Annotated in this window: 15 protein-coding genes; all 15 read left to right on the forward strand. The window is 50.1% G+C overall.

The features are described 5' to 3' along the window. Positions 1–63: 63 nt before the first annotated feature. Positions 64–1,062, forward strand: a complete 999-nt coding sequence (pseB, locus tag ACXAH4_RS19980; RefSeq protein ID WP_303574400.1) for a UDP-N-acetylglucosamine 4,6-dehydratase (inverting) — start codon at positions 64–66, stop codon at positions 1,060–1,062. Next, complete coding sequence (gene pseC / locus ACXAH4_RS19985) at positions 1,059–2,204, forward strand: UDP-4-amino-4,6-dideoxy-N-acetyl-beta-L-altrosamine transaminase (protein WP_474844636.1); 1,146 nt, start codon at positions 1,059–1,061, stop codon at positions 2,202–2,204. Before pseB ends, pseC begins: the two co-directional genes overlap by 4 nt. Continuing rightward, positions 2,201–2,893 (forward strand): pseudaminic acid cytidylyltransferase, encoded by a 693-nt coding sequence (gene pseF, locus ACXAH4_RS19990; RefSeq protein ID WP_474844637.1) that lies wholly within the window; start codon positions 2,201–2,203, stop codon positions 2,891–2,893. Before pseC ends, pseF begins: the two co-directional genes overlap by 4 nt. A gap of 4 nt (positions 2,894–2,897) precedes the next feature. Continuing rightward, on the forward strand, positions 2,898–3,869 hold the full coding sequence (locus tag ACXAH4_RS19995) for a glycosyltransferase family 9 protein (protein WP_474844638.1): 972 nt from the start codon (positions 2,898–2,900) through the stop codon (positions 3,867–3,869). Further along, the gene (pseI, locus tag ACXAH4_RS20000; protein WP_474844639.1) at positions 3,862–4,917 is read left to right on the forward strand and encodes a pseudaminic acid synthase; all 1,056 of its coding nucleotides are present in this window, start codon (positions 3,862–3,864) and stop codon (positions 4,915–4,917) included. The genes ACXAH4_RS19995 and pseI overlap by 8 nt, the downstream gene beginning before the upstream one ends. A gap of 24 nt (positions 4,918–4,941) precedes the next feature. Beyond that, on the forward strand, positions 4,942–5,970 hold the full coding sequence (gene pseG, locus ACXAH4_RS20005) for a UDP-2,4-diacetamido-2,4,6-trideoxy-beta-L-altropyranose hydrolase (RefSeq protein ID WP_474844640.1): 1,029 nt from the start codon (positions 4,942–4,944) through the stop codon (positions 5,968–5,970). Continuing rightward, on the forward strand, positions 5,967–6,542 hold the full coding sequence (locus ACXAH4_RS20010) for a GNAT family N-acetyltransferase (RefSeq protein WP_474844641.1): 576 nt from the start codon (positions 5,967–5,969) through the stop codon (positions 6,540–6,542). Before pseG ends, ACXAH4_RS20010 begins: the two co-directional genes overlap by 4 nt. An 18-nt stretch (positions 6,543–6,560) precedes the next feature. Then, positions 6,561–6,800 carry an acyl carrier protein gene (locus ACXAH4_RS20015; RefSeq protein WP_474844642.1) on the forward strand — a complete coding sequence of 80 codons (240 nt, stop codon included), beginning with the start codon at positions 6,561–6,563 and terminating at the stop codon, positions 6,798–6,800. After that, complete coding sequence (locus ACXAH4_RS20020) at positions 6,784–7,551, forward strand: SDR family NAD(P)-dependent oxidoreductase (protein WP_474844643.1); 768 nt, start codon at positions 6,784–6,786, stop codon at positions 7,549–7,551. Before ACXAH4_RS20015 ends, ACXAH4_RS20020 begins: the two co-directional genes overlap by 17 nt. Beyond that, positions 7,548–8,930, forward strand: coding sequence for an AMP-binding protein (locus ACXAH4_RS20025; RefSeq protein WP_474844644.1), 1,383 nt, complete (start codon positions 7,548–7,550; stop codon positions 8,928–8,930). The genes ACXAH4_RS20020 and ACXAH4_RS20025 overlap by 4 nt, the downstream gene beginning before the upstream one ends. Further along, entirely contained in the window at positions 8,917–10,026 is a 1,110-nt protein-coding gene (locus tag ACXAH4_RS20030) for a LuxE/PaaK family acyltransferase (RefSeq protein WP_474844645.1), read from the forward strand. Before ACXAH4_RS20025 ends, ACXAH4_RS20030 begins: the two co-directional genes overlap by 14 nt. After that, positions 10,023–11,216, forward strand: coding sequence for an acyl-CoA reductase (locus ACXAH4_RS20035; RefSeq protein WP_474844646.1), 1,194 nt, complete (start codon positions 10,023–10,025; stop codon positions 11,214–11,216). Before ACXAH4_RS20030 ends, ACXAH4_RS20035 begins: the two co-directional genes overlap by 4 nt. Beyond that, positions 11,213–12,166 (forward strand): glycosyltransferase family 2 protein, encoded by a 954-nt coding sequence (locus tag ACXAH4_RS20040; RefSeq protein WP_474844647.1) that lies wholly within the window; start codon positions 11,213–11,215, stop codon positions 12,164–12,166. The genes ACXAH4_RS20035 and ACXAH4_RS20040 overlap by 4 nt, the downstream gene beginning before the upstream one ends. Next, on the forward strand, positions 12,163–13,473 hold the full coding sequence (locus ACXAH4_RS20045; protein WP_474844648.1) for a glycosyltransferase family 2 protein: 1,311 nt from the start codon (positions 12,163–12,165) through the stop codon (positions 13,471–13,473). The genes ACXAH4_RS20040 and ACXAH4_RS20045 overlap by 4 nt, the downstream gene beginning before the upstream one ends. A 2-nt stretch (positions 13,474–13,475) precedes the next feature. Beyond that, positions 13,476–15,807 (forward strand): HAD family hydrolase (locus ACXAH4_RS20050; protein WP_474883162.1); only part of this gene is annotated, 2,332 nt, incomplete at its 3' end.

The following is a 15,807-nucleotide window of genomic DNA, read 5'->3' on the forward strand; positions in this document are numbered from 1 at the left end:
GCTGTATGATGCGCTGAATCTTGACTTGCAGCCTTAGGGCTCACGCTTTGTGGGAACACGAATATGTTCAATGATAAAAATATTTTGATTACCGGTGGTACAGGCTCTTTTGGGAAAAAGTTTGTCAGTCACTTACTCAAAAATTACTCACCCCGAAAAATCATCATTTATTCCCGCGATGAATTGAAACAGTTTGAAATGCAGCAGCGCTTCAATGACAGCTGCATGCGTTACTTCATTGGTGATGTCAGAGATAAAGAACGTCTGATCACTGCTATGAAAGATGTGGATTACGTGGTCCATGCGGCAGCACTGAAGCAGGTACCGGCGGCAGAATACAATCCTAATGAGTGTATAAAGACCAATATCAACGGCGCGCAAAATGTCATCGATGCCTGCATAGCCAATAAAGTATCCTGGGTCATTGCGTTATCCACCGATAAGGCCGCTAATCCGGTTAACCTGTATGGCGCAACGAAGCTGGCTTCGGATAAACTCTTTGTAGCAGCCAATAATATATCCGGAGCCAACGGTGCAAGGTTCTCGGTAGTACGCTACGGCAATGTTGTCGGCTCCCGCGGCTCGGTAGTTCCTTTTTATCGTCAGTTGCTCAGTGAAGGCCGTGACAAATTGCCGGTGACTCATCCGGAAATGACCCGTTTCTGGATCACTCTGGATGAAGGGGTGGAATTCGTAATTAAAAACTTCTCCCGCATGCAGGGAGGAGAAATCTTCGTTCCTAAAATACCCTCAATCCGTATCGTCGATCTGGTGGAAGCCATGAGCGGTAAACGGGAATACGAAACCATCGGCATACGGCCCGGTGAAAAGCTTCACGAGGTCATGGTGCCTGAAGAAATGGCACATCATTCTATTGAGTTCGATGACCACTTTGTTATCGCGCCGGCCATTACCTTCTTCGATAAGAATGTGGATTACTTCAAAAATCGCACCGGTGAGCGTGGTAAAGCCGCAGAAGAAAAGTTTGAATATCATTCCGGTAAAAATCCACATTTTCTGTCAGTGAAAGAGCTTCGCGAACTGGATAAGCTCACCTCATGATCCCTTACGGTAAACACACTATTGCTAAAGAAGATGTGGATGCCGTGGTACAGGTGCTGGAAAATGAGTTCCTGACCCAGGGCAAGCAGGTCCCTGCCTTTGAGCAGGCCTTGTGTGACTATACCGGGGCAAAATATGCAGTCGCCTGTAACAGCGGCACGTCAGGACTTCATATTGCTTGTCTGGCCGCCGGCGTGGGAGCCGGAGATTTAGTATGGACAGTCCCGAACTCCTTTGCGGCTTCTGCCAATGCGGCGTTGTATTGCGGGGCTACTGTGGATTTTGTCGACATTGACCCTGTCACCCGTAATTTAAGTGTGGATGCCCTTGCGGCTAAACTGGAAAAAGCGTCTGCTGCCGGTAACGTGCCTGACGTGCTTATTGCTGTGCATTTTTCGGGTAGTAGCTGTGACATGAAAGCGATTGCTGATTTATGTCGCCCGCTGAAAATTACGATCATTGAAGACGCTGCCCACGCTCTGGGAGGTAAAGATGCCGATGGAAACCGTGTCGGCTCCTGTGTTTACTCCGAGATGGTCGTGACCAGTTTTCATCCGGTGAAATCAGTGACGACAGCTGAAGGCGGCGCGGTGTTGACGGGTTCCCAGCTACTGGCGGATAAACTTCGATTGTATGCCAGTCATGGCATTACTAAAGATCCGGCAACCATACCGGCAGGACATGACGATGAACCCTGGTTCTACGCGCAAATACATTTAGGCTTTAACTACCGGCTAAGTGACTTACACGCGGCTTTAGGTGTGGCGCAAATGGGCAGACTGGACAATTTTGTCGCAGAAAGACGCACCAGAGCAGCCAGATATCATGAGGCACTGGCGTCATTGCCGGTAAAACGCCCGTTGTTTGATAACAACAGTGCGTGGCATCTTTATATGATTGAAGTGGAACCGGCGCAGCGCACAGCCATTTTTAATACCCTGAGAGCCGCTGGTATCGGCGTAAATGTTCATTACATCCCTATACATCTTCATCCTTATTATCAGGCTTTAGGATTTGGCGAAGGTGACTTTCCTGTCAGTGAACAATATTACCGGGGTGCACTGACGTTGCCCTTATATCCTTTACTCACAGACGGTGAGCAGCAAAAGGTGATTGACTGTCTGAAAGAGGTATTACTGTGAACATTGCCATTATTCCGGCACGGGGCGGCAGCAAACGGATAAAAGGTAAAAATATCCGGAATTTTGCCGGTAAACCGCTCATTGCTTATTCTATTGAAGCGGCGCTGAAAGCCGCTGTTTTCGATGATATTGTCGTATCCACCGACAGCGAAGAAATTGCCGCTATCGCAGAAAAGTACGGTGCCAGTTATGTTATCCGTCGCCCGGCGTCGCTGGCTGATGATTTCACCGGCACTGCGCCGGTAGTATGTCATGCTATTGATTCTTATCAGGACGATAAGGGGCAGGTAGACAACGTATGTTGTATCTATGCCACAGCGCCTTTTCTAAGTGCCACATACCTTAAAGAAGGGTTGTCACGGCTGAACGACAATCCTGACATGCATTTTGCTTTTTCAGTCACAACGTTTCCATTCCCAATCCAACGGGCAATCCGGTTACATGGCAAAGGCGTGCTTCCTTTCGATGCCAGCAAAATGGCTACCCGTTCTCAGGATTTGACCGAAAGTTTTCACGATGCAGGTCAGTTTTACTGGGGGAAAGCCTCTGCCTGGCTGACAGATAAGCCTATGTTTGCGCCTACCAGTATTCCCGTTATCCTGCCCCGCCATCTGGTACAGGATATTGATACACCGGAAGACTGGGAAAGGGCTGAACTCATGTACCGCGCGTATATAAAGACAGAATAAATTTATGCAGGAAAAAATACTCATAATCAGAATGCTGGGACTTGGCGATGTCACCTGTGTGGGGATCCCGGCTATCCGCTACGTAAAAACAAAATTCCCCGCAGCCAGTATTCATGCACTGACTTATGCCGCAGGTGAGGAGTTACTGAAGCTGGCAGAACCGGACATTACCGTTTACGCGCTGAAACAGGGAGAGTGGCCGGAAAACATCGTAGATGCCATGCAAACGTTTCTCGGGCTGGCTGAACAGATCCTGGCTGAAGAATATACTCAGATCATCAATCTCGACACGTGGTTTATGCCGTGTTTCCTCGCCCGCTTCTTAAAAGATGCCGGTGAACCAGTGGTTGGTAATACCATGAGTATCAGTGTGGCTGAACTCGTTGATAAATTTCAGAAGCAAACTCTGTCGCCGGATTACGTTAATTTACCTGCTCAGTATATGCAAAGCAGCTGGATGAGCATGGCACAATGGCATACAACCTGGTGGGAGTACGGGCAGGTACCTGAGCGGGGATATCCTGAATTTTATCTCAGGCGTTGTTGCGGATTCAGCACTATCGACATGGACATGACCATTGATGTGGAAGCCGACAGTCATCTGGCCGGTCTCAACCAGCCTGTGGTTGCCATGGCGACCGGCGCAAGAACTGCGGAGCGGAATTACCCGCACGGAGAGGCGCTCAAAGCGCTTCTCGAAGCACAGGGCGTTCATGTCTGGACCGGATTTGACGGGCGTTGTTCTATGCGCCAGACGTTATCCCAACTTAAAGCAAGTCAGTTACTGATAACCGTACCTTCTGCGCCGCAGTGGCTGGCAACGGCCACCGGTACGCCGTCTCTGGTTATCAGCGGCAATGTCGATCCCAGAACGCTGATGCCCGAGTATGCCACTGACATGTCAGATGTGGCTGTTGAACCTGAGCAGATCGCACAGGGCGTGATGAATATCTTAGAGGGGAATGCCGGTGCATGATGTAAAAATTGGTGACCGTTTAATCGGCCCAGATGAACCTCCGTTTATTATTGCAGAACTGAGCGGCAACCACAGTCAGGACTTTGAGCTGGCCTGTGCGATGGTGGATGCAGCAGCTGAAGCCGGTGCCCATGCTATTAAATTACAAACCTACACCGCCGATTCCATGACGCTGGATGTTGCTACCGACGATTTCGTGATTTCAGAAAAAGACAGTTTGTGGCATGGCGAATCTTTGCACGCGTTATATCAAAAAGCGGCAACGCCTTATGAGTGGCACAAGCCGCTGTTTGACCGGGCAAAGGCGCTGGGTATGCTCGCTTTCAGCTCTCCCTTCGATGGTGAAGCTGTGGATTTCCTCGACAGTCTTGATGTGCCCTGTTTTAAAATTGCTTCATTCGAGCTGACTGATTTACCGCTTATCGCCCGTGCCGCAAGTAAAGGGAAGCCCCTGATCATGTCTACGGGCATGGCAAGCCTTGCTGAAATTGAGCAGGCTGTTCACTGTGCCCGCCGCAACGGGTGTGACAATATCGTGCTGCTGAAGTGCACCAGCACCTATCCGGCAGACCCCGGCAATACTAATCTGAACACTATTCCCAATATGCGCAGCGCTTTTCACTGTCAGGTGGGACTGAGTGATCACACCGGCGGTATCGGTGTGGCAGTGGCTTCCGTCGCGCTGGGCACCACTGTTATTGAAAAACATTTCGTGCTGGATCGTAGCGCCGGTGGTGTGGATGCGGCTTTTTCACTGGAGCCTGCAGAGCTCAAAATGCTGGTGACTGAGTCTGAGCGGGCCTGGCAAGGTATGGGGCAGGTTCGCTACGGAGGCAGTCAGGCTGAGGAAGCGGCAAAACAATACCGCCGCTCAATTTATATTAGTGCAGATGTGAATATTGGTGACACGCTGGATGAGTCTAACCTGAAAATCGTCCGGCCGGCTTTTGGCCTTGCGCCAAAGCACTGGCAGGAAGTCCTCGGCAATAAAGCCCGTACCGCGTTGAAAAAAGGCACCGCGCTCAAGTGGGAACATCTGGAGAAATGAGAGCCCTGAAGTGAGAACGTTTAAGTGAGACCTATAGTATTCAGAGTCAGTGTGTCGCCCGCGATTGGAATGGGACATCTGATGCGTTCGCTGGCACTGGCTCAGGCGGCCGGAAGCTTCGATATTCCCTGCCATTTTTTTACAGATAAGGGCGGCAGGGCGCTGGCTGTAGCAAGAAACGACTGGATTTATCCGGTGACGGAAGTGCCCTGTGGTAGTGATGATGACGAAAGTCGCTGGCTGACAGAACAGGCACAGCGCATGAATGCCTCAGCTATTGTGGTTGACGGCTACGATATTCCGGCTGTCTCATTGAGCGGACTGCGCGGGGCAGGGATCCCTGTGGTGGTCATGGATGACGGGCAACTTAGTCAGGTCGCGCAGGCCTCGCTGGTGGTAAACAGCACCACTTCGTCACTGGATGCGCAATATCTGGAAATTAACCCGGCAGTAAAAATTTGTTCCGGACCTGATTACCGTTTGATGAGACGTGAATTTCAACGGGGCGATAACCCGCCACAGGACAAGCGCTTTGGCATCGCCGTTTGTATCGGCGGCAGCGATCCGAAAGGGCTGACCGTCCCGTTAATTAATGCGTTGTCTGATGTACTTAATGATGTGCCGGTGCGGGTAATTACCGGTGCGGCGTTTAATAATATCAGTGCACTGAATGAGGCAATAAAGGCGAGTCCGCTGGCGATTCAGCATATACATAATTGTCAGGATATGGCCGATGTGTGGCGGCACAGTAAGCTTGCTGTCAGTGCCGCCGGAGGCAGTCAGTTTGAACTGGGCGTCTGCGAAACACCTTCAGTACTGCTGATGGTGGCAGAAAACCAGAGAACGGCGACTGAGCAGGCTCAGCAGGAAGGCTGGTGTACCACCTTTGATTGTACCGGCGATGTGCCTGTCGACGAGATTGCCCGCACAGTGCATGCACTCTGGCAGCAACCCGGTAAGCTGGAAGCCATGCAGCAGGCAGTAAAAGGTAAGTATCATGCTGACGGTGCGTTTAATGTCCTTAATGCTATCGCAGAGGTCATTCAGCCATGAGGCAGGAGTCAACTGTTAAGGCACCACGTATTGAAGCCTGGCAGGTTACCTTAAGGCCGTTGGAAGAGGGCGATCTGGATAAATTAAGGCAGTGGCGGAACAGCGACTACGTGCGTGAGAAGATGGTGTCTACATCACTCATCACTGCGGAGCAACAAGCTGCATGGTTTCAAAAAATCAGTCACGACCCGTCTCAGATGCACTGGATTATCGAATACAAAGGGCGGCCTGTTGGCTCAACCAATGTGAAAGTGCCGGTCATCGGAGAGACAGTAGTCTCCGCCCGGGTATTAGAGCCCGGTTTATATATTGGTGAACCTGATTATCAGGGCAACATTCTGGCTTTCGCTCCCACTCTGGCGATGTATGATTATTGTTTTTCCCATTTCAATGTGACCGAATTTTCGGCGGCGGTGAAACCGGATAACGACGCCGCACTGAAATATAACCGTCAGTTGGGCTATGAAATCAGCGGTCAGGACGATTTTGTGCGCTTGCGCTTGCAAAAAGAGGCCTATGAGCGGCAAACTGTAACACTGAAATCTTTCTTGTCGCGTCCGCGCAAGTCTTAGTCAATAAAGAGGTTTTTTGTGGATAATCAGCAAAAGCTCGTACAGTCATTTGTTCAGGCTCTGGGGATCAGTACAGAGATGGTCACGGATGAACTGACCTACAACACTATTAAAGAGTGGGATTCTACTGCACACATGATCCTGATCTCCGAGCTGGAAAACACCTTTGATGTCATGCTCGATACCGACGACATTATTGATATGAGTTCCGTGGGCAAAGCGAAAGAGATCCTGACAAAGTATGACGTCCAATTCTGAATCTATCCTGCTTAAAGGTGGCTCGGTACTGATAACAGGGGCTACCGGTGATATTGGCCGTGCCATTGTTAATGAGTGCGTGCAGGCCGGTGCCGCAGTATTTGCTGCCGGGCGCAATGAAGCTAAACTGGCTGCGCTGGTAAATCAGTATGAATCACGGGTGATCCCGCTGAACTATGACGTGACTGACGAAAAAGCTGTTAAAGACGCCTTCCGTCAAATTCAGAAACAACAGAATCAAAGTGATATCGGTCCGTTAACCGGCCTGGTTAATAATGCCGGCATTATGGAAGAAGCCGCTTTTACCGTAAGCGGTATGGACGCGTTAAAGTCACAGCTGAATGTGAACTTCCTTGCCCCTTATCAGCATATGCAACTGGCCAGCCGCTTAATGGCACGCCACCGTCATGGCAGTATTGTGAACATTGTTTCTCAGATTGGCGAAATGGGGGCTACAGGCATGAGTGCCTACGGTGCCAGTAAAGCTGCGCTGAGCGGAGCAACCAAATCGCTGGCGAAAGAACTGGCGGCAGTGGGGATCCGTGTGAATGCGGTATCTCCGGGCTTCATTGATACAGGGCTTACCGCGCATTATGAAGAGGATGCCAGGGCTGAAGTTGAAGCCAGAATTACCATGAAAAGGGCTGGCCGTGCCGGTGATGTGGCGCGGGCTGTTGTATTTTTACTGTCCCGTCAGTCGGCTTATACGACGGGTCATACCTTGCCCGTGGACGGGTTATTTTATCCGTGAGCGTTGTGTTCCCTGAGGATGTGTTTGCCTGCAACAGTGAAAAGGCGGCACTGATCACAGACGAAGGGATCTGCCCTTACGCTGAGCTGCAAAGGCATATTGCAGAGTGGCAGGAAAAACTCAGTAGCACCGTGGAGCGACCGTTAGTGGCACTGGCCATGTGCGGTAATGTTGATTCTGTAAGTTGCTACTTGGCCTGTCTGAAATCGGGCTTTCCTGTGGTGCTGTTTCACCCTGGTCTGTCCGCAGCGGGACAACAGGCATTAATCACCAGGCTCACCCCCAATTTGCTGGTGGCAGACAACAGCCTGACCGTAAAACACCAGCGATGCATACCTGTAGCCGGGGAACTGGCACTGTTGCTTACCACATCGGGTTCAACCGGCGGTGGAAAGTTTGTTGCTTTATCCCGTGAAAACCTTGCTGCGAACACGGCCTCTATCTGTTCTTATCTTCCTGTTACATCAAAAGATAAAACCCTGCTTACCATGCCACTCTCTTATTCCTACGGGTTGTCGGTACTAAATACCCATCTGGCAAAAGGGGCGACAGTCAGGTTGACTTCACTCACGCCAATGGACCGTGCATTCTGGACGTTGCTTAAAGATGAAGCGGTGACGTCACTGTCCGGCGTACCGTCTTTTTATGAAATGCTGCTTCGCTTACGGTTTGACCGCCAGTTATTGCCGGAACTTGCTTATTTCACTCAGGCGGGTGGCAAGCTCAAAGAAGCCGGGGTTAAAACCCTCGCTGAATATGCCGATAAATATTACAAGCAATGTTTCATCATGTACGGACAAACAGAGGCGACCGCGAGAATGGCATATCTCGAACCACATACCGTATTGAGCAAACCTTCAGCAGCAGGTAAAGCGATACCGGGCGGCAAATTGTCACTTTGTGATGAATACGGCCGGCTTATCAGTGAGCCCGGCGTAACGGGTGAACTGCTGTATGAAGGAAAAAATGTCATGCTGGGGTATGTGTCCGATCATAATGATCTGGCAGCATTTACTCCTCCCCTGGTGCTTCATACCGGCGATCTGGCCTTTTTCGATGAAGATGGCGACTACACCATAACAGGCCGCCTGAAACGCATTATTAAACTGGCCGGTGAACGGGTGAATCTGGACGGACTGGAAGCGTTATTTGCAGAGCAGGGTCTGGAAGTTAAAGTGGCCGGTGAGGACAACTTTCTTGTCATAGCATGCCGGGAAAGTGATGTGTCAAAAGCTGAAAGTCGCCTTAAATCTATGGTATCCGCGCCGCCTGCCTACTTAACGGTACGGGCATTTTCAGACTGGCCGTTGCTGGATAACGGAAAAACAGATTATCAGGCTATTTTGAAAGCAGGAAGGGATAAGCATGATAACGGCTGATACCGCGCCTTTTCCAAAGTCCTATGAAGACGCGTATAACCTGCTGCTCAGCGAACCCGTGTATGGCCTGCCTCAGGCAGAGAAAAGTCGCTTACTGTGTCATGTCACGTCATTGCTGCATCAGCATCATCTGACACATTGTGATGCATATCATCAGCTTTTCGCGTCATCAGGGGAGACCTTCCATGATTACAGCGACTTACCCTATCTGGCTGTGCGGCTTTTCAAACTGATGCATCTAAGCAGCGTGGCACCCCAAAATGTGTTTAAAACCTTGCAGTCATCCGGAACGACCGGTCAGGTGACGGCGAAAGTGACTCTGGATAAACAAACCAGTGCCAGACAATCCAAAGCGCTGGTCACCATCATGCAGCAATTTATTGGTAAACAGCGTTTGCCTATGCTGATCATTGATTCGCCGGATGTACTGAAAAGCCCTCATCTCTCAGCCCGGGGAGCCGGCGTCGGCGGCATGGCTTTTTTTGGCCGCGGACATACCTATGCACTGAACACCGATATGTCGCTGAATCATCAGGCGGTAAAGGAATTTGCAGATAAGTATGCCGGACAACCGGTGCTGGTGTTCGGCTTTACCTTTATGGTGTGGTTACACTTCTTGGAAGCGCTTAAAGCAGACGGTATTGCGCTTAATTTATCCGACGGGATTCTTATTCACAGTGGCGGATGGAAAAAGCTTAAGGACAAACAGGTTAGTAACCTCCAGTTTAAAGATACCGTGCGCGCAGTAACCGGCATCACAAAAGTGCATAACTTTTACGGTATGGCAGAGCAGGTAGGCAGTGTATTTGTGGAATGTGAAGAAGGCCACTTACATGCACCTTCTCTGGCAGAAGTGGTGATCCGCGATCCCCGTACGCTGGCAATCTGCGGCCCTGACGAACCCGGTATAATTCAGGTTATATCGGCGTTGCCTCACAGTTATCCCGGCTACAGTTTACTAACTGAAGATCGTGGCAGAATTATGGGGGAAGACGATTGTGCCTGCGGGCGTAAAGGACGTTATTTCGAAGTCACGGGACGGTTGCCGAAAGCAGAATTGCGGGGTTGCAGTGATACAGCCGGAGGTGTTGTGTGATTAAAGACTTAATCCGGCAGGAACCGGTATCCGCTGATGCTTTGCCGGCAATCAGTGCGCAAAATCTTGCTGTCAGTGCCGCTGACGTGCTGGTATTTACTACTGCGTTGTCGCGCCAGCTCATGACATCATCAGACTGCCGCCAGTATCCTGAACTCATAGCGCTGGGTCACTGGCTCAGACAAGGTAATCTGAATGCGCTGACAGCCAATATAGCAAAGCAAAGTTACCGTCCGCTGGGACTGGTAGTGCATTACACACCGGCAAATGTGGACACCATGTTTATCTATAGCTGGATTTGCGCCTTGCTGATGGGCAACAGAAATCTGGTACGGGTATCAGGCAGAGACAGTGATGTGCAAACAGTTCTGCTGGAAAAGTTACGCTACTTGCTGTTGCTGCCGGAACATGCTGCCCTCCATGCCGGCAATCAGTTTATCCATTTTGAGCGGGATGACCCTGCCGGCCCGGCAGTGAGCATGCTGGCGGATGCCAGAGTGTTATGGGGCGGAGACGACAGCGTGAGGCAAATACGCGGGTTATCCTGTAAGCCAAGATGCCGGGACATCAGTTTTGCCGATAGATTCTCAGCAGCACTGATAAACGTGGATGCATTAAAAAGTGACAGCGTGCAAAGTGCTGATGAAAAGGCAGAAGCCATGGCATCGTCATTATGGCGAGAATGCGATATGTTTCAGCAACAGGCCTGTTCTTCTCCCCGCATTCTGTTCTGGACGGGAGAAAAGCAAAACTGGAACACATTGATCCGCGCCCTGTCGGGCATCGCGGTTCAGCACGCCCCTTCAATGGTGCAGCGCAACGAGCAGCTAGTGCTTGCCCAGTGGTGTATTGCTGATGGTGCGGCAAGTACAGCAGAGCAATGCGGTGATCTGTCTCTTGTACATATTAATCACTGGCACCATGTCTTGCTGGAACGCCATCAGGGGCATAGTACGCTGTTCTGTATTCATATTGATGATGTACAGGCGATTGCCGGTTACGACCACGCAGGCTGGCAGACTTTGTCTTACGCCGGCTTTGAAAAAGAAGCACTTTTTAAGATTATCCGCGCGTTGCCGATACAGGGAATAGACAGGGTAGTACCTCTGGGGAATGCACTTGCTTTTTCTCCGGACTGGGACGGATATGATTTGTTTAGCCAGTTAGGCAGAAAAGTGGTGTTTGAATGAAACTGTCAGTCATTGTACCGGCTTATAATCTTGAGCGTTATATCGGGGAGTGCCTGCGTTCAGTGCTGGATCAGCATGTCGATTTCGATTATGAAGTGGTGGTGTGTGACGATGCATCCTCTGATAACACCCGCGAAGAAATTGAAGCGCTGCGTCAGGAGTTCAGTCACTTAAAAGCTATCTTTAAAACGCAGAATGCGGGACTGGCTGAAAATATGAAAACTCTGCTTGGTGAAGCAGGAGGTAAGTACATTGCTTATCTGGATGGCGATGATGTTGCCTTACCGGGTAAATTGCAAAAGCAGGTGGACTATCTCGACAATCACCCTGAATGCCAGATGGTGTTTCATGAGTCTGATATGTTCGATTCGCAAACTAATGAAACCATTCGCCTGTACAGCCAGACTTTCTACAACTGGCAGCACATACCACCACAGTCAGACATCACTCACCTTATCCGCTACGGCACCTACATGCAGGCCAGCAGTGTGATGTTCCGCCGGCATAACCATCTTGCCTGCACCATTGCGACAGACTGCCGCATTATTCTGGATTATCCATTTTATATCTTAAACGCCGGTTTCTTGAATGCCCGCATCAACTACATGCCGGCTGTACTGGGGCGTTACCGTATTCATCCTGACAGCTTCGGCGCGCAAACGCAGCGTAGCACAGAGCGCCGTGAGCAAAGCCTGCGGGATATCTGTCTTGCTTGTGAACAGGCTGCACAATTTGGTGTAGAGCCGGACATTATTCAGCAGGGTATTGCCCATCATCAGTTTGCCGCTGCTCTGTACTTTCTGTTCCGTGGTAACGATGAGAAATTTGTTGAGTGGATAGAAAAGTCGTCTGCAACAGGCCACTTCTTCGATGATCGTCACCGGTTTGCGTTTGGCAACCGGGCAAACCCGTCAAAAGTGAAAGCTTTTATTCGTCAGGGGAGTGCATGATGACAGTCTCCCTGACGGCAGTAGTTTGCAACTTCAATAAAAAAGATTACCTGAAAGGCTGCCTCGATTCTCTGTTGGCCACACAATCTGATTCACTGAGTATCAATGTGATCGTGGTGGATAATGCCTCCACCGACGGCAGTCAGCAGCTGATTGAAAGCGAGTACGGCAAACAGGTGACGCTTATTGCAAAAGCAGAAAACACCGGCGGAGCAGGGGGCTTTGCCACCGGCATGCGTGCAGCAGTGGAAACCGGGTGCGATTATGTGGCCTTGCTGGACAACGATATTCTTCTCGACACCGACACCTTGCCCAAACTGGTCGCGTACTTACAGGCCCATTCAGAGGTAGGCGTTGCCGGTGCCAAGATCTGTACCATGGATGATCCTGATATTCTGCAGGAGCTCGGTGCATTTATTGACCGGGAAAACTATGGTGTGAAAACACCGTTAAAAGGCCACAAAGATGATAACTCGCTACCTGATGTTGTGATCTGCGACTATGTACCTGCCTGTTGTCTGGTCACACGTACAGAGATAATCCGCGAAGCGGGCGTGTTCGATGAAGCCCATTTTATCTACTGGGACGATATGGACTGGTGTACCCGGGTGAAGCAGGCCGGTTTTGAAGTCCACGCTATTGCCAGTGCCCGTGTTCAGCATAAGATGGGAGCAGTTCACGCCACCAATACATTCAGTAATTATTACTTTGAGCGAAACCGGCTGAGGTATTTTGCGAAGTATCTGAAGCGGGAAGACTTTGCTCAGTTTGCCGAAAAGCGGAGTCGTGAGCTGATGTTGCAATCGTTTTTTGCTTGTCGTAAAGGGTTGGCAAGTCAGGCCGTCAGCGCACAAATTGCGGTTGCGGACTTTTCCTGCGGAAGATGGTTTGCAAGACCCGACGCAGTGTTTAGCAAAAACACTTATAACGTTGCCAGCCAGTTTCCTGAAAGCCGGCCTTTGATATTGGAAAGCAGAAACGAGTCTTTGCGTGTCCGCGTCCAGTCTCAACTTAGCGCTGCCGGACTGGTAATTTTGGACGATGCGGTGCAACACAGTAAAGATGCTATCAGAGTCATTGTAAGAGAGCATATTCTTGAAGGTGGCGTTGCGCCGGATACATCATCAGAGTGCTTTATTACGGATCCATATCTTAATGTTTGTCATGCAAAAGACTCAGAGGCTCTGGAGGAGGCTTACCGGCAGTTCGTCAATATCAACGAACAGGTTCAGATACCGGTTTGTATCCGGCAGTTGATGACAGGCTACGATGCAGTCCGGCAACCAGCGGGACGGAACGGAAACTGACAATGAATATTTATGACAGAATTTTGCAGCAGGTCGACGAACATCAACTGAGTACGGTCAGTTTTGATATTTTTGACACGCTGGTCTTCCGTCACTTAAATCTGCCTGCCGACGTTTTCAGTCATACCGTACTCAGTGAAGCAGGAGTATACGGTATCAGCGGCGAAGATTACCGGATTTTACGTGAGCAGGCTGAGCGCGCAGCAAGGCAGCGGTATACAGAAGCTGAAGACATCACCTTTGAGCAAATTTTCAGTTGTATGCCTTTCAGCAAAGATATTCAGGCAAACCTTGTCCTTGCAGAGTTAGATGCAGAGCGGCATGCAGGACTGGTAAATCAGCAGCTTGTTCATGTTATCAGGAATTTGAAAGTACGAAACATTGCCGTTTATCTGATATCTGATATGTATCTCTCGGCTGAGCAGATTAAAAACACCTTTTTTCACGCCTGGCCGGAATTGGCACAGTTACCGTTATTCGTTTCGTCAGAGACTGGTTTTACCAAATTTAGTGGCAAAATGTACCGGTATGTTGCCAGTGTTCAGAAGGCAAACCCTCACACCTGGCTACATGTAGGCGACAACCTGGACGCTGATATTAAGTCAGCGGAAGCCGCAGGCTTGCAAACGTGCCATTTCCACCCTCAACTGGATACATGGTCAATTCGTTCACTGGAGAAAAGGCCATTTCTTAGTGGTGAACATTCATCTGCAACCCGTTTGATGGCCTCAATGAACAGTGAGGCAGTGTCGTCACACGGTCAGTTAGCATTTGACTGTGGCGCCTTTGTGTGGGGGCCGGTGATGGATGCATTCGCAGATTGGGTTATCAGTCAGAGTCGCGTAACGGGATGCCGGCACATATTGTGTTTGATGCGGGAGGGATATTTGTTCAACCCTCTTATCGAAAAGCGGCTTGCTATTGCCGGAATTAATGACATCACAGTCAGTGCATTTTACGTCTCCCGTAAATCTGCATTCTGGCCCGGCATTGATACGGAGGAAAGTGGTTGGTTAAACAAGGTTATGGATACCCTGATGACCTACCGGGGGTATACTCTTCAGAATTTTATTGAAGATTTTCACGCTGATCCCGCGCTTTTTTCTGAGCTTCCTCCTGACCTCGAATTGAAAAACATTGAGGGAATGTTTATTCATTCTGAACCGCTCTACGACAAGCTTTGCGCCGAGGCTCACGAAAATGCATCCAGTCTGAGGGATAAAATTAATACTCAGCGAAAGTTGTTATCACACTACCTGTCGCAGGAAACCCGGTGTGACTTTCATGAGTGCGCTGTGGTGGACTTTGGTAACGGTGGCACTATTCAGCATAGCCTGGAGACGATTTTTCAGAAGCAGGCAGGTGCAAATTTACTGTTTTACTCATCCCTGCGTGCGTACCGGTTTGTTGAAAAAACACTCTATCGTGCATTCATTTCCCCCGGCAATGAGAGATTTCGTCTCAGTGAGCGCCTGGCCCGTTCACCTGAGTGCATAGAAGCGCTTCTTTTGGGGAGTGGCGGGTCAACGCTATCGTACATAGAGCGTGATGGTCGTGTTCAACCTTTGACAGGTAAAGGCATCAAAGGAAACGAAGAGATTTGCAGTCAATTTCTGGCTGGTTGCCTTTCCTATATGGATGTCTCCCATCGTCTTGACCGCAGTTCGATAAGCCTTGAAAGCGCCCAGGCCATTGTTGCCCGTTATCTGCTAATGCCGACAGCGAAAGAAGCGGGTTTGTTCGGAGAGTTGTTGCATCAGGATAATTTCGGGACTGATGGCGAGTACCCTGTTATTGACGAGGAACAAAAGAAACAGGTGATACAAACCGGATTGATGGAGACATTCTTTGAAAGTGGCCAGAGTAACCGCTGGGCATTGGGAGATATTCACTGGCCGGCAGGTGTCATCGCTCTCGAAGATAACAGTTTCCTGACCAGAGCTTACGGTCTGCTCGAAAACGATAACCGCTTTTACGTGGAATCACTGATTAAAAAGCTTATCGCTCTGGCATGGAAGCAGGTATGCGTTTATGGTGCCGGAGAGTTTTTTCTGCAGATGCTGCCATACCTTAAGCAGCATAAGATTGAAGTTTTGCACCTTGTGGACAGAAGAGCTGGTGGATCCGAAACTTATCAGGTCGCGGGTTATACTGTGATTACATTGGAGCAGGCGTTAGATGACGGGGCGAAAAATTTTGTCATTTCGTCTCATGCATTCAGGGATGAGATAGCTTCCCCCCCTTCCCCCCCCCCCCCCCCCCCCCCCCCCCCCCCCCCCCCCCCCCCCCCCCCCCCCCCCCCCCCCCCCCCCCCCCCCCCCCCCCCCCCCCCCC

The organism is Alteromonas sp. ABV2_168 (genome assembly GCF_056161165.1).